Origin of the sequence: Duganella sp. (assembly GCF_039595735.1) — a bacterium.
In the GTDB taxonomy this organism is placed as follows: domain Bacteria; phylum Pseudomonadota; class Gammaproteobacteria; order Burkholderiales; family Burkholderiaceae_D; genus Rugamonas.
The window spans coordinates 42227-61657 of record NZ_JBCNLB010000012.1 but is presented as its reverse complement, the minus strand read 5'-3'; the positions used below and the strand labels follow the sequence as shown (position 1 = coordinate 61657).

General features: G+C 64.2%; 20 protein-coding genes. 14 read left to right on the top strand and 6 right to left on the bottom strand.

The genetic code is table 11. The annotated features are described in order from the left end of the window. Positions 1 to 16: 16 nt before the first annotated feature. The 3 genes from ABDW57_RS19110 to ABDW57_RS19100 form a co-directional block, all read right to left on the bottom strand. Positions 17 to 430, bottom strand: a complete 414-nt coding sequence (locus ABDW57_RS19110) for a hypothetical protein (protein WP_343731761.1) — start codon at positions 428 to 430, stop codon at positions 17 to 19. 9 nt (positions 431 to 439) lie between these two features. Continuing rightward, a complete protein-coding gene (locus ABDW57_RS19105) occupies positions 440 to 1198 on the bottom strand; it encodes a hypothetical protein (RefSeq protein WP_343731760.1) in 759 nt (252 codons plus the stop codon). A 64-nt stretch (positions 1199 to 1262) separates the two neighbouring features. Beyond that, a complete protein-coding gene (locus tag ABDW57_RS19100) occupies positions 1263 to 2411 on the bottom strand; it encodes a TIGR04552 family protein (RefSeq protein ID WP_343731759.1) in 1149 nt (382 codons plus the stop codon). Positions 2412 to 2498: 87 nt separating this feature from the next. Here ABDW57_RS19100 and ABDW57_RS19095 point away from each other — a divergent pair, with 87 nt between their 5' ends. Continuing rightward, the gene (locus ABDW57_RS19095) at positions 2499 to 4337 is read left to right on the top strand and encodes a hypothetical protein (RefSeq protein WP_343731758.1); all 1839 of its coding nucleotides are present in this window, start codon (positions 2499 to 2501) and stop codon (positions 4335 to 4337) included. A 42-nt stretch (positions 4338 to 4379) separates the two neighbouring features. Continuing rightward, complete coding sequence (locus ABDW57_RS19090; RefSeq protein ID WP_343731757.1) at positions 4380 to 5810, top strand: GntP family permease; 1431 nt, start codon at positions 4380 to 4382, stop codon at positions 5808 to 5810. On the opposite strand, the gene ABDW57_RS19085 is transcribed toward ABDW57_RS19090, so the two are convergent. The 3 genes from ABDW57_RS19085 to ABDW57_RS19075 all read right to left on the bottom strand — a co-directional run bounded on the left by ABDW57_RS19085 (position 5752) and on the right by ABDW57_RS19075 (position 8252). After that, positions 5752 to 6552: a DNA-formamidopyrimidine glycosylase family protein gene (locus ABDW57_RS19085; protein ID WP_343731756.1), complete on the bottom strand. Its 801-nt coding sequence runs from the start codon at positions 6550 to 6552 to the stop codon at positions 5752 to 5754. The genes ABDW57_RS19090 and ABDW57_RS19085 overlap by 59 nt on opposite strands. 61 nt (positions 6553 to 6613) lie before the next feature. Further along, entirely contained in the window at positions 6614 to 7327 is a 714-nt protein-coding gene (locus ABDW57_RS19080; RefSeq protein ID WP_343731755.1) for a site-2 protease family protein, read from the bottom strand. Positions 7328 to 7331: 4 nt separating this feature from the next. Then, positions 7332 to 8252 (bottom strand): DUF2167 domain-containing protein, encoded by a 921-nt coding sequence (locus tag ABDW57_RS19075; protein ID WP_343731754.1) that lies wholly within the window; start codon positions 8250 to 8252, stop codon positions 7332 to 7334. Between the two features lie 125 nt (positions 8253 to 8377). Between ABDW57_RS19075 and ABDW57_RS19070 the strand changes: the two genes are divergently transcribed. The 12 genes from ABDW57_RS19070 (at position 8378) to ABDW57_RS19015 (ending at position 19431) form a co-directional block, all read left to right on the top strand. Next, complete coding sequence (locus tag ABDW57_RS19070) at positions 8378 to 9841, top strand: amidohydrolase family protein (RefSeq protein ID WP_343731753.1); 1464 nt, start codon at positions 8378 to 8380, stop codon at positions 9839 to 9841. 30 nt (positions 9842 to 9871) lie between these two features. Further along, on the top strand, positions 9872 to 11530 hold the full coding sequence (locus tag ABDW57_RS19065) for a M28 family metallopeptidase (protein ID WP_343731752.1): 1659 nt from the start codon (positions 9872 to 9874) through the stop codon (positions 11528 to 11530). 15 nt (positions 11531 to 11545) lie between these two features. After that, entirely contained in the window at positions 11546 to 12352 is an 807-nt protein-coding gene (gene ccmA, locus ABDW57_RS19060) for a cytochrome c biogenesis heme-transporting ATPase CcmA (RefSeq protein ID WP_343731751.1), read from the top strand. Further along, on the top strand, positions 12349 to 13005 hold the full coding sequence (ccmB, locus tag ABDW57_RS19055; RefSeq protein ID WP_343731750.1) for a heme exporter protein CcmB: 657 nt from the start codon (positions 12349 to 12351) through the stop codon (positions 13003 to 13005). Before ccmA ends, ccmB begins: the two co-directional genes overlap by 4 nt. Before the next feature lie 23 nt (positions 13006 to 13028). Next, entirely contained in the window at positions 13029 to 13760 is a 732-nt protein-coding gene (gene ccmC / locus ABDW57_RS19050) for a heme ABC transporter permease CcmC (protein ID WP_343731749.1), read from the top strand. Then, a complete protein-coding gene (ccmD, locus tag ABDW57_RS19045) occupies positions 13757 to 13915 on the top strand; it encodes a heme exporter protein CcmD (RefSeq protein WP_343731748.1) in 159 nt (52 codons plus the stop codon). Before ccmC ends, ccmD begins: the two co-directional genes overlap by 4 nt. Next, positions 13905 to 14342, top strand: coding sequence for a cytochrome c maturation protein CcmE (gene ccmE / locus ABDW57_RS19040; RefSeq protein WP_343731747.1), 438 nt, complete (start codon positions 13905 to 13907; stop codon positions 14340 to 14342). The genes ccmD and ccmE overlap by 11 nt, the downstream gene beginning before the upstream one ends. Then, complete coding sequence (locus tag ABDW57_RS19035; RefSeq protein ID WP_343731746.1) at positions 14342 to 16294, top strand: heme lyase CcmF/NrfE family subunit; 1953 nt, start codon at positions 14342 to 14344, stop codon at positions 16292 to 16294. Before ccmE ends, ABDW57_RS19035 begins: the two co-directional genes overlap by 1 nt. Continuing rightward, positions 16291 to 16830, top strand: a complete 540-nt coding sequence (locus ABDW57_RS19030; RefSeq protein WP_343731745.1) for a DsbE family thiol:disulfide interchange protein — start codon at positions 16291 to 16293, stop codon at positions 16828 to 16830. The genes ABDW57_RS19035 and ABDW57_RS19030 overlap by 4 nt, the downstream gene beginning before the upstream one ends. Further along, positions 16823 to 17254 (top strand): cytochrome c-type biogenesis protein, encoded by a 432-nt coding sequence (locus ABDW57_RS19025; protein WP_343731744.1) that lies wholly within the window; start codon positions 16823 to 16825, stop codon positions 17252 to 17254. Before ABDW57_RS19030 ends, ABDW57_RS19025 begins: the two co-directional genes overlap by 8 nt. Further along, complete coding sequence (ccmI, locus tag ABDW57_RS19020; RefSeq protein WP_343731743.1) at positions 17251 to 18501, top strand: c-type cytochrome biogenesis protein CcmI; 1251 nt, start codon at positions 17251 to 17253, stop codon at positions 18499 to 18501. Before ABDW57_RS19025 ends, ccmI begins: the two co-directional genes overlap by 4 nt. Before the next feature lie 111 nt (positions 18502 to 18612). Further along, positions 18613 to 19431 (top strand): hypothetical protein, encoded by an 819-nt coding sequence (locus ABDW57_RS19015; protein WP_343731742.1) that lies wholly within the window; start codon positions 18613 to 18615, stop codon positions 19429 to 19431.

Sequence of the window (19431 nt, the reverse complement as noted above, 5' to 3'; positions counted from 1 at the left end):
GATGACGCGGGTTTTTTTATTTGGCGCTTGGTTGACCGGGACTGGCGAACGCGCGCTCATTGAGCACGCAGGTGCCGGCGCGGCAGGTGGCGCCGGGATCGCTGACCACCGAGCAGGTCGACATCATGCCTTGCCGCTTGTCGTCAGCGCGGCGCGCGGCCGCGTGCTGTTCCACCAGCGCTTTCAGCTGGGCACCGTCGCTGTTCTTGCTCGACCATGCGAGGTAGTTTTCCGGCCCGCCGCAAGCCTTGGAGCCGATGCCGATGCTGTGGCACTGGCTGCTGTTGTCGCACGCCAGGTCATTGTTGGCGGACTGAATCTTTTGCCACAGCGCGGGCGTGGCGGCCTGCGGCGCCTGGGCGCCGGCACAGGCGGTAAGCACCAGCAGGCTGGCCGCAGCCAGGCGCAGGGTAGGGGCGAGGTGTTTCATGGCATGCCTTTACAGTGGTGACGGTTGGTCCTTGAAGCTTAGCAGGGTTTCGTCCGACCAGCGCTGGTCCCAGATTGGCGCGTAGTAAGCACGGTCCAGCAGGACCTGGCAATCGCAGTAGGGCAGGGTGGCCGCGGTTTGCGTGCCGCCAGCGTGCAGTGCGGTGGGCGGCAGGTTGGCGCTCAGGTTGCCGTCAAACAGCGTGATGCCGGCCACCGGGCGATCGGCAAAGAACAGGTAGTTGCCATCGGGCGCGTTGCAGATGCTTTCGGCGCTGGTGAACAGCTGGTCCAGCCAGGCGAAGAACTGGCTGTTGTTGGACAGCAGCCCGGCTTCCACGCCCACCAGGCATTCCAGCCGCAGGTCGCCCAGGCGGCGCATGCCTTCCGGCACATTGGGGCTGCGCACCTGCGCGCGCCAGGTCAGGGTGCTGGTCTTGCGGCTGGCGATCAGGGCCGCGTCTTCCTTCAGCGCTTGCGCGTTGCGTTCCAGCGTGAAGGTGTGATCGGGCGCCACCGTCACCGGCAGCGAGATGGTGTCGCCGGCCACGCGCAGGGTGATGCCGTCCAGCTGCGTGGTCGGCAGGCGCGGCAGCAACTGGAAGCGCAGCGTGGCTTGCGGCGCCAGCGCCCGGTGACGCTCGAAGATGTCCATGCCGGCGATCATCTTGCGGTAGGACTTGTCGACCGGATCGCGGGTGGACTGCACGGTCACGCTGGGCGCAGTTTGCGCCGCGGCGTGGCTTGCCGCCGCCAGTAAGGCTGCCATCAGGAGAGTCCGTATGCGCATGACAGACGATGGTAAGCCAGCGCGCCGGCCGGCGGCGCACGCTTCAGGTATCGGGCCGGCTGTCGATCCAGCGTATCAGCTCGCGGCCGAACACGCGCGTGCGGGCGGTGTCGACCTGGCGTTTCTTGTAGGCCTCGTGGCTGGCCGGGCCGCTCAGGCTGCGCTGGTAGCTGGCTTCATCCATCAGCTGGATTTCATATTCGAAAAAGAAGCCGACGTCGTAATCCTGCTCCGGCGCCGCGTCCAGTTGTTGCACGTGGATCATCTTGCGCACCGTCACCTGGATGCTGTTGAAGCCCACGCCGCTGTGCGGATTGTCGCAGCGGGTTTGCGGCTGGGCGATTTCGGCCAGCTCGGCATCCATCTGCCGCAGCAGGTCAAGCGGATACGCCGTGCTGTGCTCCAGCTGCGCCCGGTACTTGCCAAAGACCTGCCTGGCGGCATCGAGGTCGAGCAGGGTGTTGCGGGTGCGCTCGGCGTCCACATTGGTGACCGACAGCAGATGCGCGCGCTGCAGCGTGCGCAGCGCCAGCAGGCACTCGCAGCGGGTGGCAAACACCAGCCGCACGCCGAGATGATCGAAAATATCGGCCGCCAGATAGGCCGCTTTTTGCAGCAGCTTGAGCAGGATGCTGTTGCGGCCCTTGTTGTCCTTGCGGTCGTAGTGCAGCAGCGGCAGGCAGACCTCGCCGTCGGTCAGGAAATGGCGGTCGCCGTCGCGGCGGATCACCTCGTCCAGCGTGCCGAACACCTGGGCGCGGATGGCGTGGAAGTGGCGCAGCTTGAGGTTGTTGTCGATGTAGAAGATCCCATGCATGACCTTCAGCACCGCGCACGACCACATGCGCCGCGTGTCCACCAGTTGTCCGCGCAGCGAGGCATACACCAGCAATAGCAGGGGATCTTCCGGCTCGGCCACTTCCGGCGGGATCAGCCCGGCTTGCGCCGGCTCCAGGAAAGAACAGCGGATGAAGGCCACCGCTTCCTGGTGGGCGCGGCGGATCAGCGCGGCGGCGGCCGGCTGGTCCAGGTCAAAGCCATATTCGCGCACGAACTGGCGCGCATCGTGCAAATTGCGCAGGGCCAGCGCGCCCAGGTCGATGGCCGAAATGCCGTTGGCAATCGCGTTCAGGTAAGTCCAGTTCAGCGACAACTTGCCCCCGCTCCCGAGCGAGGCGTGCAGTTCCGTCATGTCTCCCCCACCGCATTACTTTTCTAATAATTGGCTTGTTGGTTGGAACTATAATAGCGCCTTTGTTTGTCCCCGGCCTGAACACGGATGATTAAATTGTTAGATACCCGGCTGGCGGCGCTGGCCGCGTGGTGGACGCGCCGCACTGCCTTCCTCAACCATCCGCGCGCCGGCCGGTGGGCCGTGCTGCTGGTGCCTTTAATGCTGGGCTTGCTTTCGCTGAGCAGCGGGCAGGACGATGGTTGGGACATGCGCAACTATCACCTGTACAACGTCCACGCGCTGTTGAATGGCCGTATCGGCTTCGACCTGGCGCCGGCCGGTTTCCAGAGCTATTTCAATCCCACGCTGGACCTGCCTTATTACTACTTGAACCAGTGGCTGCCGCCGCGCGCGGCGGGCTTCGTGCTGGGTGCCTTGCATGGACTGAGCTTTGTATTGTTGTGCGGGATCACGCGCCAGCTGCTGGGCGCCTCCGCGCCGCGCCGGCTGGTGTTGCTGCTGGCTGGCGCCGGCCTGTTTGCGCCCGGCTTCCTGAGCGAACTCGGCAACAGCATGGGCGACAACCTGAGCGCGCTGCCGGTACTGCTCTCGCTGTATCTGGTGCTGCGTCACTGGGATGCGCTGCCGCAGTGGGGCTGGCGCGCGGCCGCCGCCCTGCTGGGCGCTGGCCTGGCGATGGGCGTGAGTGCCGGCCTCAAATTGACCAACGCCACGTATGCGGTGGCGCTGTGCGTTGCTTTGTTGTGGGTGCCGCTGGCATGGTGGCAACGCCTGCGGCTGGCCGTGGTGTTCGGCGTTGGCGTGCTGGGCGGCATCGCTGTGGCCGGCGGCTGGTGGTTCCTCAAAATGTGGCAGACCTTCGGCAATCCGCTGTTCCCGCAATTTAACAACCTCTTCCACAGTCCGCTGGCGCAAGAGCACGGCGTGATCGATGTGTTCTTCCGCCCGCAGGGTTGGCTGGAAAACCTGCTGTGGCCTTTCATCTTCACCTTCAATACGCGACGGGTGTCGGAGATTCCGCTCAAGCTCGCCGTGTGGCCAGTGCTGTATCTGGCGCTGGCGGCCTTGCTGCTGGTGTGGCTGCGCCAGCGCCGCGAGCGCAAGCTGGCCCCGCGCAGCGTGCTGCTGCTGGCGTTTGTGGCCATCGCTTACCTGGTGTGGATGCGCATGTTCAGCATTTACCGCTATCTGGTGCCGCTGGAACTGCTGGCGCCGCTGGCGATCTGGCTGGCGTGGCAATATATCGCGCCGCAGGCGCAACGCCTGGGCGGCGCGGTGCTGGCGCTGCTGGCGGTGAATGTGTTTCCGATTGCTAACTGGGGCCATGCGGAATGGGCTGACCAGGCGTTCAGCGCCGAGGTGCCGGCCATCGCCAGTCCGGCCGACAGCATCGTCTTCTTTGCCCAGCCGGACCCGCCTTCCGGATGGATGGCGACCTTCCTGCCGCCGGCCGTGCGCGTGGTGGCGCTGGGCACCGGCCTGCCGGAATCGCCGGCTTGGCGCGCGCGCCAGCAGGCCGCCATTGCCGAGCGCAAGGGACCGCATTATGTGCTGTTGAGCGCCGCCCGTAACGATCGCGACGGCACCCGCCTGCGCAAGCTGGCGGCGGCACGCTGGCTTGGATTGACCGATGACGCAGCCGGCTGCGGCAAGCTGGAAAGCCTGATGCGCCATGTGCGCCTGCAAGTGGAATTGCGCCGCCTGCCGGCCGGCGGCTGCACCTTTGACCTGCTGCCGCAACACCGCATCGATCTGGCCGCAGTGGACCGCGCCACCATCGAGCGGGCGGCGCAACGCCTGCAAATTTATGGCCTGCACATGGACACCGCCAGTTGCAGCACGCACCGCGCGGCGGTTGGCGCCGAGCCGCGTCCCTTCCTGTGGTGCCGGGCGGGCGTGAGGGACAGCACGGCGGCGCGATAGTCTCTACAATGACTGCCAGTCCAACTTGTTTGCGGAGCCGGCATGTCTTTTTTGATTGTTCTTGCTGCACTGGTGTTTCTGATGCTGGCCGCGTATCGCGGCTACAGCGTGATTCTGTTTGCCCCTGTGGCCGCACTGGGCGCGGTGCTGCTGACCGACCCGGGCGCGGTGGCGCCGGTGTTCAGCGGCATCTTCATGGACAAGATGGTGGGCTTCGTCAAGCTGTACTTCCCGGTGTTTTTGCTGGGCGCGGTGTTCGGCAAGCTGATCGAATTATCCGGCTTTTCCGAGTCGATAGTGGTGGCAGCCATCAAGTACATCGGCCGCACCCGCGCCAATGCGGTGATCGTGCTGGTGTGCGCGCTGCTGACGTATGGCGGCGTGTCGCTGTTCGTGGTGGTGTTTGCCGTGTATCCGTTTGCGGCCGAGTTGTACCGCCAGAGCAATATCCCCAAGCGCCTGATGCCGGGCGCGATCGCGCTGGGCGCGTTCTCGTTCACCATGGATACCTTGCCGGGCACGCCGCAGATCCAGAACATCATTCCGACCACCTTCTTCAAGACCACCGGCTGGGCGGCGCCGTGGCTGGGCGTGACCGGTTCCATCGCCACCCTGGCCGCCGGCCTGGCTTTTCTGGAATGGCGCCGCCGTAGCGCCATGGCCACGGGTGAGGGCTATGAAAGTGCAACCGTTGCGACCACCGGCGCGCCTGCCGCCGCTGCCCCGCCCCCGGCGGCAGCGGCGCGCGCCGGCTTGCCGCATCCATTGTTGTCGCTGGCGCCGCTGGTGCTGGTGGGCGTCGCCAATTTCATCCTGACCAAAATGATTCCCGGCTGGTATGGCGAAAGCTACGCCCTGACGGCCGATGCCTTGCCCGGCCTGCACGCCCCGGTTACGCTGCCGATCAAATCCGTGATCGGCATCTGGGCGGTGGAAGGCGCGCTGTTGCTGGGCATCCTGCTGACTGTGGCCACCGCCTTCAAGCGCATCCGCTTCACCTTTGCTGACGGCACCAAGGCCGCGGTCGGCGGCGCGCTGCTGGCCGCCATGAATACCGCCTCGGAATATGGCTTTGGCGGCGTGATTGCCGCGCTGCCGGGTTTCCTGTCGGTCAGCGAAGCGCTGCGCAGCGTGCCCAATCCGCTGGTGAATGCGGCGGTGTCGGTCACCTCGCTGGCCGGCATTACCGGTTCCGCCTCGGGCGGCATGAGCATCGCGCTGGCGGCCATGTCGGATCAATTCATCCGCGCGGCGGAAGCGGCGCAGATCCCGCTGGAGGTGATGCACCGCGTGGTGGCCATGGCCAGCGGCGGCATGGACACGCTGCCGCACAATGGCGCGGTGATCACCCTGCTGGCGGTCACCGGCCTGACGCACCGCCAGTCCTACCGCGACATTTTCGGCATCACCATCATCAAGACGCTGGCGGTGTTCTTTGTGATTGCCGTGTACTACCTGACCGGGCTGGTGTAAGCGCGGGCGGGTACTGCTTCTGGCATTTGACGCAAAAGAAGCTGCGGCGCTGGGTCTTGCCCAGATGCGCCTTGTGGAAGGGGATGTCGCAACGCGGGCAGATGCGCCTGGTGTGCGCCAGCCAGTGCTGCTTCAGCACGAAGGCTTTTTTCCAGCGCAGGAAATCAAAGGCGTAGACACGCATCTGCTCCACCAGCTCGCGCTGCTTGGCGGCCGAGAGCGCGCCCACCTTGGACAGCGGATGCACGCGGATGCGGAACAGCACTTCGTTCTTGAAGATATTGCCGGCGCCGGAAAAGATCTCCTGATCAAGCGTGGCATCGCACACCAACATGTCCGGCTTGGCGCGCAGCTTTTTCAGCGCGGCCTTCGCATCCCACTGATCCGACATCACATCCGCGCTCCAGTCGTATTGCGCGTCCAGGTCGGGCGGCAGCGTCTTCACCGAGCAGGTGTAGAAATTGAATTCCTCGCCATCGTCAAAGCCCAGGCTCAGGCGCGGCTGCGCATCCTTGCGTTCATTGATACGGTAACTGCCGAACATCAGCAAATGAATCCGCAGCGCGCGGTCCGGCAGCTGGATCAGGAAGTGCTTGCCCCAGCTGCGCAGGGCGACAATCGGCTGCCCGGCCAGCGCCGGATAATCGACATCCTTGCTGTTGCCGCTGGCGTGGGTGATGGTGCGGCCGACGAAACCCTCGGCCTGCTCGCGCAAGATAACAATGGATGGTCCCTCCGGCATGGCCTGCCCCTCAAGCGTACAGGCTGCCAGTATGGGCGCATGACTGCGCCCCAACCGTACGTTACTTCACCGAGCTGCCCAGCATGTCGTGCACGCTGTAGCTCATCATGGCCAGGAACGCCACCAACCCCAGATACAGCACGCCGTAGTTGATGCGCGTGTCGCGCGGCACAGTGTAGTAGCCATCCGGCTTGGCCGGATCGCCCCAGATGGCTTCCTTGATTTGCGGATAGGCCAGCACCGCCACCAGGATCAGCATCGGGCTCGGATGGTAGAAGAACAGCGCCGCCAGCAAAGGCACACCAGCCAGCCACACCTTGGGCGATATGATGGCGGTGATGCGTCCGCCATCCAGCGGCGAAACCGGAATCAGATTGATCAGATTCAGCATGCAGCCGGAATAGGCCAGGGCCAGCAGCAAATTGCTGTCGTTGTTGCGTGCGAAGTAATAGCAGACCATCGCGCCGGCCGTGCCGGCCAACGGGCCGGCAAAGCCGATGTAGGCTTCGGTCTCGACGTCATGCGGCACGTCCTTGAGCGCTACCCACGCGCCGACAAACGGAATGAAGGTCGGCGCGCCTACCGCCAGGCCACGCTGGCGCGCTGCCACATAGTGGCCCATTTCATGCACAAAGATCAGACCGACGAAGCCGACCGCATAACGCCACCCGTAAATCCAGCTGTACGCCACGATGGAAATCAGCATGGTGGCGCTGGTGGTCAGCAGCTTGCCCATCTTGCCGGCCGCAAGGAGCCAGACGATCAGCTTGCCCATCAACTTACTCCGGCTTGCTCAGGTCAACGGCCGCGGCTTTTTCCTCGCGCTTGCGGCCCAGCAGTTTGTACACCCAGCCGCCGATCGCGGCGACACCGATCAGGATGAATTTTTTCAAAGCCAGCAGCACGGCAAAAATCTTGCCGAAGAAACCCAGCTTGGCCGCCACACCACCCGCCACCAGCGCCGCGATGCCGTATTCCGCCACCTTGTCGGTGCTGGCGTTGAAGTCGGTGTAGCGGTTGCCTGGTGTGAAATCGGTGAAGCCGGTGACTTTTTTCATCTCGGTTTTGACTTGCGCGATCTGGTTCATGCCCGAGACCGCGTTCAGCACCAGCACGCCTTCGCGGCCCAGCACGCGGATGTTGTAGTTCAAACCGTTTTCCTTGTCGCCTTCGGTGTGCAGTTCCTTGGCCCAGTACAGCTTGTGCTGGCCCTTGTCGTAACTTGGCTGCTCGGCCCAGCCGACCAGCGTCATCGGCGCATAGCCTTGCTCCTTGCGCGCCTTGTTATTCTCGACCATGCCTTCCTGGATGTCTTTCAGCAGGTCGGCATAGTTGATCTTGTCGGCATCGTCATCCTTGACGTGGCCGTCCTTGTCATAGGTGACCACCACGCCCCAGCCGGCGGCGCTTAGCGGATTGACGTCGGTCGGCACAATCATGCCCAGTGTTTTGGCGCCCGGTGGATTGCCCCAGCCATCGGTCAGCAGTCTGGCGCTGTCTGCCGGGTCCAGATAGCGGAAATTGGCCGGCAGGTCCAGGGTGGCGATATCGCCGGGCAGGGTGATTTTGCCTTCGCGGAAAGTCAGCGAGGACAGGAACTGCTGGGCGGTCATCTTGGGCGCTGCGTCGTCGGCTGTGGCAATGACGGGCAGCGTTGCCGTCAGACTCAGGCAAAACAGGGCAGTGATCAAACGGCGCATACGGGCTCCTTGCAAGAAAACCTATATCCTACAGGAAATAATTGCAAAGTTGAAAATTGTTTATGACATTGTCCACCTGGGTGTTTCGTGGCAGTATGTCCAGCTACGAAAAAGGGGGGGGATGGATGCGACATCGGATCAAGCTGGCTTGTGCGGCCATGGCGTGCAGCGCGGCGGCGCTGGCGCAATCGCCGTCGGCGGAAGTACGCAAGTTCATCCAGTACGACCAGCCGCTGATCGCCCTCACGCACGTGCGCGTGATCGACGGCACCGGCGCCCCCGCCCAGGAAGACCGCATGGTAGTGCTGCGCGACGGCCGCATCGAGGCCATCACCGATGCCCGCGCCGCGCCGCCCAAGGGCGCCCATGTGATCGATCTGAGCGGCCGCAGCGTCATCCCCGGCCTGGTCGGCATGCACAATCATCTGATGTACGTGGAGTCGATCAACCGCGACCAGGACGGCAAGACGCCGCCGCCCGGCGTGTTTGTCACCGAAATCGCCTTCAGCGCGCCGCGCCTGTATCTGGCCGCCGGCGTCACCACCATGCGCACCACCGGCAGCGTGGAGCCGTACACCGATCTGAATATCCGCCGCCAGATCGACGAATTCAACATCCCCGGTCCCCATATCGATGTCACCGGTCCTTACCTTGAAGGCAAGGACACTTTCTTCCCGCAGATGGCGGTGCTGACCGAGACCGACCACGCGCGCAAGACGGTGGACTTCTGGGCCGGCGAGGGCGCGACCTCGTTCAAGGCCTATATGAAAATTTCCAGTGCAGTGCTGGGTGCCGCCATCGATCAGGCGCACAAGCACGGCCTGAAAGTCACCGGCCACCTGTGCGCGGTCGACTACCGCCAGGCCGCCGCGCTGGGCATCGACAATCTGGAACACGGCCCGGTCTTCACCGACACCGAATTTGTCAAAGACCGCAAGCCGGATGAATGCCCGGCCGGCGGCGCGGTGGCCGCGTCGTGGGAGCAGCGCGAGATCGACAGCCCGGAAGTGCGTGCGCTGATCGCCGATCTGGTGGCGCGCAAGGTGGCCATCACTTCCACGCTGCCGGTGTTTGAAGCTTTTGTGCCGACACGCCCGCTGTTGTCGCGCAAGCAGATGGCGCTAATGTCGCCGGAGGCGCTGCGCAGCCATCTGGAAGCGCGTGCGCTGACGGCTGCGGTGCCCGGCTACGCCGCGCGCCAGGAGGCGCTGCTGAAAAAGGAAATGGCGTTTGAACTGGCGTTCGTGCGCGCCGGCGGCCTGCTGATCGCCGGTCCCGATCCGACCGGCAATGGCGGCACCTTGCCTGGCTTTGGCGATCAGCGCGAAGTGCAGCTGCTGGTGGAAGCCGGCTTCACCCCGCTGGAGGCGATCCGCATCGCCACCCTGAACGGCGCCCAATATCTGGGGCGCCAGAACAGCATCGGCTCGATCGCGCCGGGCAAGCACGCCGACCTGGTGGTGCTGAAAGGCGATCCGACACGGCGCATCGCCGATATCGAAAACGTGGAAATCGTGTTCAAGGACGGCTATGGCTACGACCCTGCCAAATTGAACGCGTCCGTTCGCGGCATGGTCGGCATACGCTGACCATTTTTTATGTAACCCAAGGAGGCTAGCTTGAAGAAAACCATGCTTGTAATGTCGCTGATCGCGGCGTTTGCAGCGACTGCCGCCCACGCGGCAAACGGTCCTGAGATCGACGCAAAACGTCTGTCGCAGGATGTGAAGGTATTGTCGTCCGACGAATTCGAAGGCCGTGGTCCGAACACCGCCGGCGAGACCAAGACCGTCGCCTACATCATCGAGCAGTTCAAGGCCGCCGGTCTGCAGCCAGGCGGTGACCTGGTCAAGGGCCAGCGCGCGTGGACGCAGGACGTGCCGCTGGGCCGCTTTGAAATCAAGGGCCCGGTCAAGCTGTCGGTCAGCGACGGCAAGAAGGTGCAGGAACTGAAGCAGGGCGATGATCTGGCCGTACGCGCCGCCATGAACGGCTCCAAACTGGTCGACTTCAAGAATGCGCCGCTGGTGTTCGTCGGTTACGGCGTGACCGCGCCTGAGCGCAAGTGGGATGACTTCAAGGGCCAGGACCTGAAGGGCAAGCTGGCTGTGGTGCTGATCAACGATCCTGACTTCGAGACCGGCCAGGGCGACTTTGGCGGCAAGGCCATGACCTATTACGGCCGCTGGACCTACAAGTATGAAGAGATGGCGCGCCGTGGCGCACTGGGCACCATCATCGTGCACGAAACCGCGCCGGCGTCTTACGGCTGGAACACGGTGAAGAACTCCAACACCAACGTCATGTATGACATCGTGCGCAAGAAGCCTTCGGAAGCGCACGCGCCGATGGAGGCGTGGATTCAGCGCGACCTGGCGGTGGATCTGTTCAAGCGCGCCGGCCTCGATTTCGAAGCGCTGAAGAAGCAGGCGCAGACCCGCGACTTCAAGCCTGCGGAGCTGAAGGGCATCACGCTGTCGGCCAACTACGCGGTCGATGCGCAAGTCATCACCTCGAAGAACGTGGTGGCGCGTCTGCCGGGCGCCAAAAAGCCTGACGAAACCGTGATTTACAGCGGCCACTGGGACCATCTGGGCGTAGGCCTGCCGGACGCCAAGGGCGACAAGATCTACAACGGCGCCGTCGACAATGCCACCGGCATCGCCGCGCTGCTGGAACTGGCGCGCGCTTACGGCAAAGCGCCTGCGCCTGCGCGCAGCGTGGTATTCCTGGCGGTGACCGCGGAAGAGAAAGGTCTGCTGGGTTCCGAGTACTACTCGGCCAATCCGCTGTATCCGCTGGCGACCACGGTTGGCGTGATCAACATGGATGCACTGAGCCCGGAAGGCCTGGCGCGTAACTTCACCATTTCCGGCAGCGCCAAGCTGGATCTGCTGGATCAGCTGATCGCCAAGGCCAAGCAGTACAACCTGGCTTACACGCCTGATCCGCTGCCGGAAGCGGGCCACTTCTTCCGCTCGGACCACTTCCCGTTCGCCAAGCGCGGCGTGCCTGCGATTTCGTACGGCTCGGGTAACGACCTGGTAGATGGCGGCATCGAAGCTGGCCGCAAGGCGGAAGAGGCCTACACCACCAACAACTACCACCAGCCGTCGGACGAGTGGAGCGCCAAGTGGAGCTTCGCCGGCATGTCACACGATCTGGGCATGTTGTATTCGCTGGGCCGCGATCTGGCGGACTCCAAGGACTGGCCTAACTGGTCCAGGGACGCCGAGTTCCGCGCCGCGCGTGACGCCAGCGCTGCCAAGCGTAAGTAACCGGTCCGCGCCGCGATGACGTTACAGGCCGTTGATCTTTGCTGCGTTCGCGGAGAACGCCGCTTGTTCAAAGGCGTGTCGTTGTCGCTGGCGGCAGGACAGGCGCTGCGCGTGCGCGGCGCCAACGGCAGCGGCAAGACTACCTTGCTGCGTACCCTGGCCGGTTTGGCGCATGCCGAATCGGGCGAGGTACGCTGGCAGGGCAGGGCGCTTGCCGCCTGCCGCGATGAGTATCACGGCCAGATGATTTATCTGGGCCATGCGGCAGCCGTCAAGGACGAGCTGCTGGCGTGGGAAAATCTGGTGTACGCGGCGCGCCTGCAGGGGCGCACATTGCCGCGGGCGGATGCCGAGCAGTCGCTTGCAGCACTGGGCTTGGCCCGCGCCGCGCAACTGTCGGCCCGCTCGCTGTCGCAAGGGCAGCGCAAGCGATTGGCGCTGGCGCGCCTGCATGGCGCCGAAGGTCAGTCCGCACCGCTGTGGATACTGGACGAGCCATTCAACGCCCTGGACCAGGATGCGGTGGCCGCCCTGTGCGCAGCAATCAATCAGCACTTCACGCGCGGCGGCATGCTGGTCTACACCACCCACACCGACCTGCCGCTGTGCCCAGCACAGGCGCTGGAACTCAACCTCGACCGCGCGACCGCCACGCCTCCCGCCGCCGGCCCCGCGCAATGCAACGCCACGCCCGCGCCATCGGCCGCCGCTGCCGTGCCGCTGGCCGCCGGCTCCACGCCTATGGCTGCCGCTGTCATGCCGATCGCCGCAGGCACCACGCCGTCGGCCGCCGCGCCCGCGACGCCGAAAGCCTCGTCATGATGACCGCTTTCCTCGGCATCATCCGCCGCGACCTGCTGCTGGCGATGCGCAACCGCGCGGACGTGCTGTCCTCCGTTTTCTTCTTTATCATCGTCGCCGCACTGGCGCCATTGGGCCTCGGGCCCGAGCCGGCCATGCTGCGCACGATCGGCCCCGGCATGCTGTGGATCGCCGCGCTGCTATCTTCCATGCTCGCGCTGAACCGCCTGTTCGCCCAGGACCACGCCGACGGCACACTCGAACAAATGCTGCTCTCGCCCGAGCCGGCCACGCTGCTGGTCGCCGGCAAAATCCTCGCGCATTGGCTAACGACCGGCATCCCGCTGATCATCCTCTCGCCGCTGCTGGCCCTCCAATTCGGCCTGCCCGCCGAGCAAGTGATCGTCCTGCTGGCCAGCCTGGCACTCGGCACACCCATCCTCAGCCTGATCGGCGCGATCGGCGCTGCTCTCACATTGGGCGTGCGCGGCGGCGGCGTCCTGATTGCATTATTAGTTTTACCACTGTACGTACCCGTACTAATTTTCGGCGCCGGCGCTGCTGTGGCGCCAGATCCACAATCGCATCTGTTTTTGCTGGGAGGCCTGCTGGCAGGCGCTGTAGCATTGGCTCCGTGGGCCACGGCGGCGGCTTTGCGCATTGCCTTGGAGTGAACACTGTTGATACAATGTCCACAATGAAAACCAGTCTGCTTTACCGTTACGCCGCTCCGCAACAGTTCTATCCACTGGCGGGCAAATTGATTCCATGGTTTGCAGCACTGGCAATCTTGCTTACCGCCGCCGGCTTGTACGTCGGCCTGGTGCAAGCGCCCACCGACTGGCAACAGGGCGACTCCTACCGCATCATCTACGTGCACGTTCCCGCCGCATGGATGTCCATGGTGATCTATCTGGCAATGGCCTTCTGGGCCGGCCTGGGTCTGGTGATGAACACGCGCCTGTCATCAATGATGGCCAGCGCGCTCGCACCGACCGGCGCCATGTTCACCGCGCTGGCGCTGTGGACCGGCGCCCTGTGGGGCAAACCGACGTGGGGCGCGTGGTGGGTGTGGGACGCGCGCCTGACGTCTGAATTAATACTGCTATTCCTTTATATCGGCTTCATGACACTGCAATCCGCCATCACCGACCCACGCCGCGCCGATCGCGCAGGCGCCGTGCTGGCATTGGTCGGCGTGGTCAACATCCCCATCATCTACTTCTCCGTGAAGTGGTGGAACACCTTGCATCAAGGCGCGTCCGTCAGCCTGACCGCCGCACCCAGCATGGCCGCCGTGATGCTGACCGGGATGCTGCTGGTGGCACTGGGCGCATGGTCCTACACCTTCGCCGCCGCACTGGCACGCCTGCGCTGCATCATCATCGAACGCGAGAAACGCAGCGCGTGGCTGAAGGATGCCGCATGAGCGAATGGCTGCACATGGGCGGATATGGCCTGTACGTGTGGGGCTCGATCGGCGCCGCGCTGCTGCTGCCGGTGTGCGAAAGCGTGGCCCTGAGCCTGCGCCGCCGCGCCGCGCTGACGCAGCTGAAACATCAACAGGATCACGATGAAACCTAGACAAAAGCGCCTGGCGCTGGTGGCCGCGGGCCTGGCCCTGCTGGCGCTGGCGGCCTGGCTGATCTCGTCCGCCTTCCAGAAGAACCTCGTGTTCTCGGTGACGCCAACCGAACTGCTGGCCAGTCCTGACCACGCGCGCAACCTGCGCATGGGCGGTCTGGTGGAGCAGGGCAGCTTGCGCCGTGAAGGCGACGGCGTGAGTGTGGACTTCGTCATCACCGACCTGTCGCAGCGCGTGCCGGTGCGCTACAGCGGCATCCTGCCGGACCTGTTCAAGGAAGGCAAGGGCGCAGTTGTGCAGGGCAAGCTGGGCGCCGACGGCGTTTTCACCGCCACCGAGGTGCTGGCCAAGCACGATGAAAACTACATGCCGCCGGACGCTGCGCGCGCACTGAAAGAGGCCGCCGAGGCCAGGGACAAGAAATAATGATTCCAGAATTAGGTTCGTTCGCGCTGATGCTGGCGTTTTGCGTCGCATTGCTGCAAGGCGTGGCGCCTTTATTCGCCTCGCTGCATGGCGGCCCCGCTGCGGGCCGCTGGATGGCCGTCGCCCGCCCTGCCGCCTACGCACAGGCGCTGCTGGTGACCTTCGCCTTCGCCTGCCTGGTGCAAGCCTTCGTGGCCAACGACTTCACCGTGCTGTACGTCGCCTCCCACTCCAACACCCTGCTGCCGCTGCACTACCGCATCTCCGCCGTCTGGGGCGGACACGAAGGCTCGCTGCTGCTGTGGATTCAGATCCTGGTGCTGTGGACCGCTGCCGTCGCCGCGCTGAGCCGCCAGCTGCCGGCCGAAGTGGTCGCGCGCGTGCTCGGCGTGATGGGTCTGATCAGCGTCGGCTTCCTCGCCTTCATCCTGTGGACCTCCAACCCGTTCGAGCGCCTGCTGCCTGGCGCTGCTGAAGGCCAGGACCTCAACCCGCTGCTGCAGGACATCGGCATGATCGCGCACCCGCCGTTGCTCTACATGGGCTACGTCGGCTTCTCGGTCGCCTTCGCGTTTGCCATCGCCGCCCTGATTGGCGGCCAGCTGGACGCCGCATGGGCACGCTGGTCGCGTCCATGGACCCTGGTCGCATGGACCTTCATGACGCTGGGGATCTTCCTCGGCAGCTTCTGGGCCTACTATGAATTAGGCTGGGGCGGCTGGTGGTTCTGGGACGCGGTGGAAAACGCCTCCTTCATGCCATGGCTGGTCGGCACCGCATTGATCCACTCCCTGTCCGTCACCGAAAAACGCGGCAGCTTCAAGAACTGGACCGTGCTGCTGGCGATCATGGCGTTCGCGCTGTCGCTGTTGGGCACCTTCCTGGTGCGCTCCGGCGTGCTGACCTCGGTTCATGCCTTCGCCACCGATCCAAAGCGCGGCCTGTTCGTGCTGATATTTCTGGCGTTGGTGGTGGGCGCATCGCTGCTGCTGTACGCGTGGCGCGCGCCGCAGGTTGGTCTGGGCGGCCGCTTCGCCATGTTCTCGCGCGAGTCGCTGCTGCTGGTGAATAACGTGCTGCTGGTGGCTGCCGCCGGCACTGTGCTGCTGGGCACCCTGTATCCGCTGTTCCTGGACGCGCTGGGCATGGGCAAAATCTCGGTCGGCCCGCCATACTTCGAAACCGTGTTCGTGCCGCTGATGGCGCCAATGCTGCTGCTGTTGGCCGCTGGCCCGTTCCTGCGCTGGAAGCAGGCCGGCTTCAAGGACGTGCGCAGCCTGCGCTGGGTTGGCGTGGCCGCCGTGCTGCTGGCGATTGCCGCCGGCGTGGCGGTCGGCATTTCGCCACTGCTGCTGATGGGCCTCGGGCTGGCTGCCTGGATTTTGCTGGGCAGCGTGTGGCATCTGCTGCAACGCCTGCGCGTGTTTGAAGACAACCGCACGCGCCTCAGTCATCGCTTGTCCACGCTGCCGGGCAGCTACTGGGGTATGCTGATCGCGCATGCCGGCATCGGCGTGTTTGTGATTGGCGTGACGCTGGTGAAGGGCCGCGAGATATCGCACGACGTGCCGATGCAGAGCGGCGATATCCACCACGTCAACGGCTATGACTTCCGCTTTGTCGGCCTGCAGAATGTGGAAGGTCCGAACTACTCGGCGGTGCGCGGCACCTTTGATGTGACGCGCAATGGCAAGCACATCGTCACGCTGCTGCCCGAGAAGCGCCAGTTTGCATCCGGCGGCATGCCAATGACGGAAGCGGCCATTGATCGCGGTCCGACGCGCGACCTGTATCTGGCGCTGGGCGAAGAAGTCAAGGCGGGCAACTGGATCGTGCGCATTCAGCACAAGCCGTTTGTGGCGTGGATCTGGGCCGGTGCACTGCTGATCGCGTTCGGCGGGCTGCTGGCGGCGCTGGACCGGCGCTATCGTCTGAAGAAAGGCAAGGCATGAAGCGCTTTATTCTGCCGCTGGGCGTGTTCGTTGCGCTGCTGGGATTTCTGTGGGTGGGTTTGCATCTGAATCCGCGCGAGGTGCCGTCGCCGCTGATTAACAAGCCGGCGCCGGCGTTTTCGCTGGCGCAGCTGCATATGCCGGAACGTCAGATCGGCACCCGTGATATGGCGGGGCAGGTGTGGATTTTGAATGTGTGGGCCTCGTGGTGCGTGGCTTGTCGTCAGGAGCATCCGGTGCTGATGGAGCTGGCGCGCATGAAGCTGGCGCCGATCGTCGGCCTGAATTACAAGGATGTGCGCGACGAAGGTATCGCCAATCTGCAGCGCGCGGGTGATCCGTATGTGGTGTCGGCGTTTGATCAGGATGGCCGCGTGGGCATCGACTATGGGGTATACGGCGTGCCGGAGACCTTCGTTATCGACAAGCGTGGCGTGATCCGCTACAAGCAGATCGGCATCCTGACGCCGGAAGTGGTGACCGGCACGCTGGTGCCGTTGATCGCAAAGCTGAACAAGGAGAGCGGCAATGGCTAAGTGGATTGCTGCCTTGTTGATGCTGCTGTCGTTGTCGGCGCAGGCGGATGCGGATCTGGACCAGCGCGCCGCCGCGCTGGAAGAGGAATTGCGTTGCCTCGTGTGTCAGAACCAGACCATCGCGGATTCGCATGCCGGCCTGGCGGCGGACTTGCGCCGTGAAGTACGCGAGCAGCTGGCGCAGGGGAAGTCTGAGCAGGAAGTGCTGGACTTCATGGTGCAGCGCTATGGTGACTTTGTTTTGTATCGTCCGCCGGTGAAGTCGACCACCTGGTTGTTGTGGTTTGGGCCGGCGTTGTTGCTGCTGGCCGGCGTTGCGTTGTTGATTTCGCGCCTGCGCGCGGCGCGGCGTGAGACTGCGCCTTCAGAAGAAGCATTGCAGCGCGCCCGCGCGCTGCTGGATAACGACAAGGAGCAGCCATGAACGGCTTCGTATTCGCCGCCGCTGTGATTTGCGCGCTGGTCCTGTGGCTGATTCTGCGTCCTTTGCTGTCGCGCGCCAACCTGGCTACCGCGCCGCAAGCCGACCAGCTGAATCTGGCCGTCCTGCGCGATCAGCTGCGCGAGCTGGAGGCCGACCGCGAACAAGGCAGCATCGACGCCGACGCCTACACAGCCGCCCGCCGCGAACTTGAACAACGGGTCGCCGAGGATGTGCATCCCGCCGTTCCACACACCGCGCAGGCCGCCGCATCGGCGCCGCGCTGGCAAGCTGTCGCGCTGGCGTTCGCGCTGGTGGCTGGCGCGGGCGTGTTGTACGCATCGCTGGGAACGCCACAAGCATTGGTCGCGCCGGCCGCCACGCCTGCCGCTGCCGCGGGCCAGGGCCTCGATCCGCACACCAGCAACGAAGCCGAGGCCATGGTCGCCAAACTGGCCGAGCGCATGGCACGCGAACCGCAGGACCCTAACGGCTGGGCGTTGCTGGCCCGTTCCTACAGCGCCATGGGCCGCTTCGTCGCTGCCAGCGGCGCCTATGCACGCCTGGTCGCCCTCATCCCGGACGATGCCCAGATCCTGGCCGACTATGCCGACGTCCTCGCCATGACGCAGAACCAGAAACTGAAAGGCGAGCCAGAACGCTTGCTGGCGCGCGCCCTGGCCGCTGATCCAAAAAACGTCAAAGCCCTGATTCTCTCGGGCGACGCCGCATTCGAACGCACTGACCTCGCCGCCGCTGCCGTGCACTGGCAAGCCGCCCTGGCCAACGCCACTCCCAACTCCGAATTCGCCCAGATGGCCCGCGACAACCTCGCTCACATCGGCGCACCGATGGAAGGCGCTGACGCCGCCGCGCGTGCCGCTGCCGTCCCGCCATCGCCGGCGCCGGCCCGCACGGCTATCAGCGGCATGGTCGATCTGGACCCCGCCGTGCGTGCCCAGGTGGCCGACACCGATACCGTCTTCGTGGTCGCCAAAGCCGCCGATGGCCCGCGCTTCCCGCTCGCCGTGTTGCGTAAACAAGTGCGCGATCTGCCCCTGCAATTCACCCTCGACGACAGCATGGGCATGATGCCCGGCGTGAAAATGTCACAATTCGACAAGCTTGTCGTTACCGCACGCATCTCCAAAACCGGCAATGCCAGCGCCGCTCCCGGCGATTTGGAATCGTCTCCGCAGCCCGTAAAACCAGGCGAAACGCGCATACAGTTGCGTATACGCGCCAAATAAAAATATCGCCAAATTTCCCATGCCAGATGGTGTTAGACTGCCTGCATATAGTTGACTATTTGCAATTTCAGTTAAATAAAAAGACACCAGCCTCCAGCCAGAAGTCAAAATATGTTGCAAGACAATTTCATGTCGTTCCAGCGTTTCCGCTACGCCAAGTGGGCCATCGTCCTGCTGGCCGCGTGCATCGCGCTGTATGTCGTCGATAATCCGCCGATCAAACCGGGCGGCGGCACCATCCTCGGTTATGGCCTCGGCACGCTGGGCGCGCTGCTGATTGTCTTCCTGCTGCTGCTCGGCGTGCGCAAACGCGCCTATGCTTCGCGCATGGGCACCCTGCGCGGCTGGCTGTCGGCCCACGTCTACCTCGGTCTCGCACTGGCTGTTGTGGCCACGCTGCACTGCGGCTTTGAATTCGGCTGGAACGTCCACACCTTCGCCTACGCCCTGACCATGGCCGTCATCATCAGCGGCATCTGGGGTGTGGTGCTGTACCTGCACCATCCATCGCTGATGGGCGATCTGCTGGACGGCCGCACGCTGGACCAGATCGCGCAGGACCTGCGCGACCTCGATGACCGCTGCCGCATGCTGGCGCAAGGCCGGCCGCCAATGCTGCTGGCATTGGTGGAAGAATCAGCGGCCTGCGAGATCTTTACTAAACGCCGCCAACGCCTGACTGGCCGCAATCGCCACTGCGCCACCGCGCGCGTGCTGAAACGTCTGCGCGAAGTCGGCGACCAGGCCGACCCCAATTCCAACGAAATCTACACCCTGCAATTCCGCCGTCTGCAGCAGCTCAAGCGCATTCGTTCCTTCGTACGACTGCGAACGCTGACGGAAATCTGGCTGCTGTTCCATGTGCCGATGTCGATCGCTTTGCTGGTGGCGCTCATCGCGCACATCGTCTCCGTCTTCTTCTACTGGTAA

What these genes read in the sequence shown, in the direction of transcription:
- ABDW57_RS19080 (WP_343731755.1), bottom strand. Translation starts at nt 7,327, where the DNA reads ATGGGCAAGCTGATCGTCTGGCTCCTTGCGGCCGGCAAGATGGGCAAG.
- ccmC (WP_343731749.1), top strand. Translation starts at nt 13,029, where the DNA reads ATGAAAACCAGTCTGCTTTACCGTTACGCCGCTCCGCAACAGTTCTAT.
- ABDW57_RS19035 (WP_343731746.1), top strand. Translation starts at nt 14,342, where the DNA reads ATGATTCCAGAATTAGGTTCGTTCGCGCTGATGCTGGCGTTTTGCGTC.
- ABDW57_RS19105 (WP_343731760.1), bottom strand. Translation starts at nt 1,198, where the DNA reads ATGGCAGCCTTACTGGCGGCGGCAAGCCACGCCGCGGCGCAAACTGCG.
- ABDW57_RS19110 (WP_343731761.1), bottom strand. Translation starts at nt 430, where the DNA reads ATGAAACACCTCGCCCCTACCCTGCGCCTGGCTGCGGCCAGCCTGCTG.
- ccmB (WP_343731750.1), top strand. Translation starts at nt 12,349, where the DNA reads ATGATGACCGCTTTCCTCGGCATCATCCGCCGCGACCTGCTGCTGGCG.
- ABDW57_RS19095 (WP_343731758.1), top strand. Translation starts at nt 2,499, where the DNA reads ATGATTAAATTGTTAGATACCCGGCTGGCGGCGCTGGCCGCGTGGTGG.
- ABDW57_RS19090 (WP_343731757.1), top strand. Translation starts at nt 4,380, where the DNA reads ATGTCTTTTTTGATTGTTCTTGCTGCACTGGTGTTTCTGATGCTGGCC.
- ABDW57_RS19015 (WP_343731742.1), top strand. Translation starts at nt 18,613, where the DNA reads ATGTTGCAAGACAATTTCATGTCGTTCCAGCGTTTCCGCTACGCCAAG.
- ccmD (WP_343731748.1), top strand. Translation starts at nt 13,757, where the DNA reads ATGAGCGAATGGCTGCACATGGGCGGATATGGCCTGTACGTGTGGGGC.
- ABDW57_RS19030 (WP_343731745.1), top strand. Translation starts at nt 16,291, where the DNA reads ATGAAGCGCTTTATTCTGCCGCTGGGCGTGTTCGTTGCGCTGCTGGGA.
- ABDW57_RS19075 (WP_343731754.1), bottom strand. Translation starts at nt 8,252, where the DNA reads ATGCGCCGTTTGATCACTGCCCTGTTTTGCCTGAGTCTGACGGCAACG.
- ABDW57_RS19070 (WP_343731753.1), top strand. Translation starts at nt 8,378, where the DNA reads ATGCGACATCGGATCAAGCTGGCTTGTGCGGCCATGGCGTGCAGCGCG.
- ccmI (WP_343731743.1), top strand. Translation starts at nt 17,251, where the DNA reads ATGAACGGCTTCGTATTCGCCGCCGCTGTGATTTGCGCGCTGGTCCTG.
- ABDW57_RS19025 (WP_343731744.1), top strand. Translation starts at nt 16,823, where the DNA reads ATGGCTAAGTGGATTGCTGCCTTGTTGATGCTGCTGTCGTTGTCGGCG.
- ccmA (WP_343731751.1), top strand. Translation starts at nt 11,546, where the DNA reads ATGACGTTACAGGCCGTTGATCTTTGCTGCGTTCGCGGAGAACGCCGC.
- ABDW57_RS19100 (WP_343731759.1), bottom strand. Translation starts at nt 2,411, where the DNA reads ATGACGGAACTGCACGCCTCGCTCGGGAGCGGGGGCAAGTTGTCGCTG.
- ABDW57_RS19085 (WP_343731756.1), bottom strand. Translation starts at nt 6,552, where the DNA reads ATGCCGGAGGGACCATCCATTGTTATCTTGCGCGAGCAGGCCGAGGGT.
- ccmE (WP_343731747.1), top strand. Translation starts at nt 13,905, where the DNA reads ATGAAACCTAGACAAAAGCGCCTGGCGCTGGTGGCCGCGGGCCTGGCC.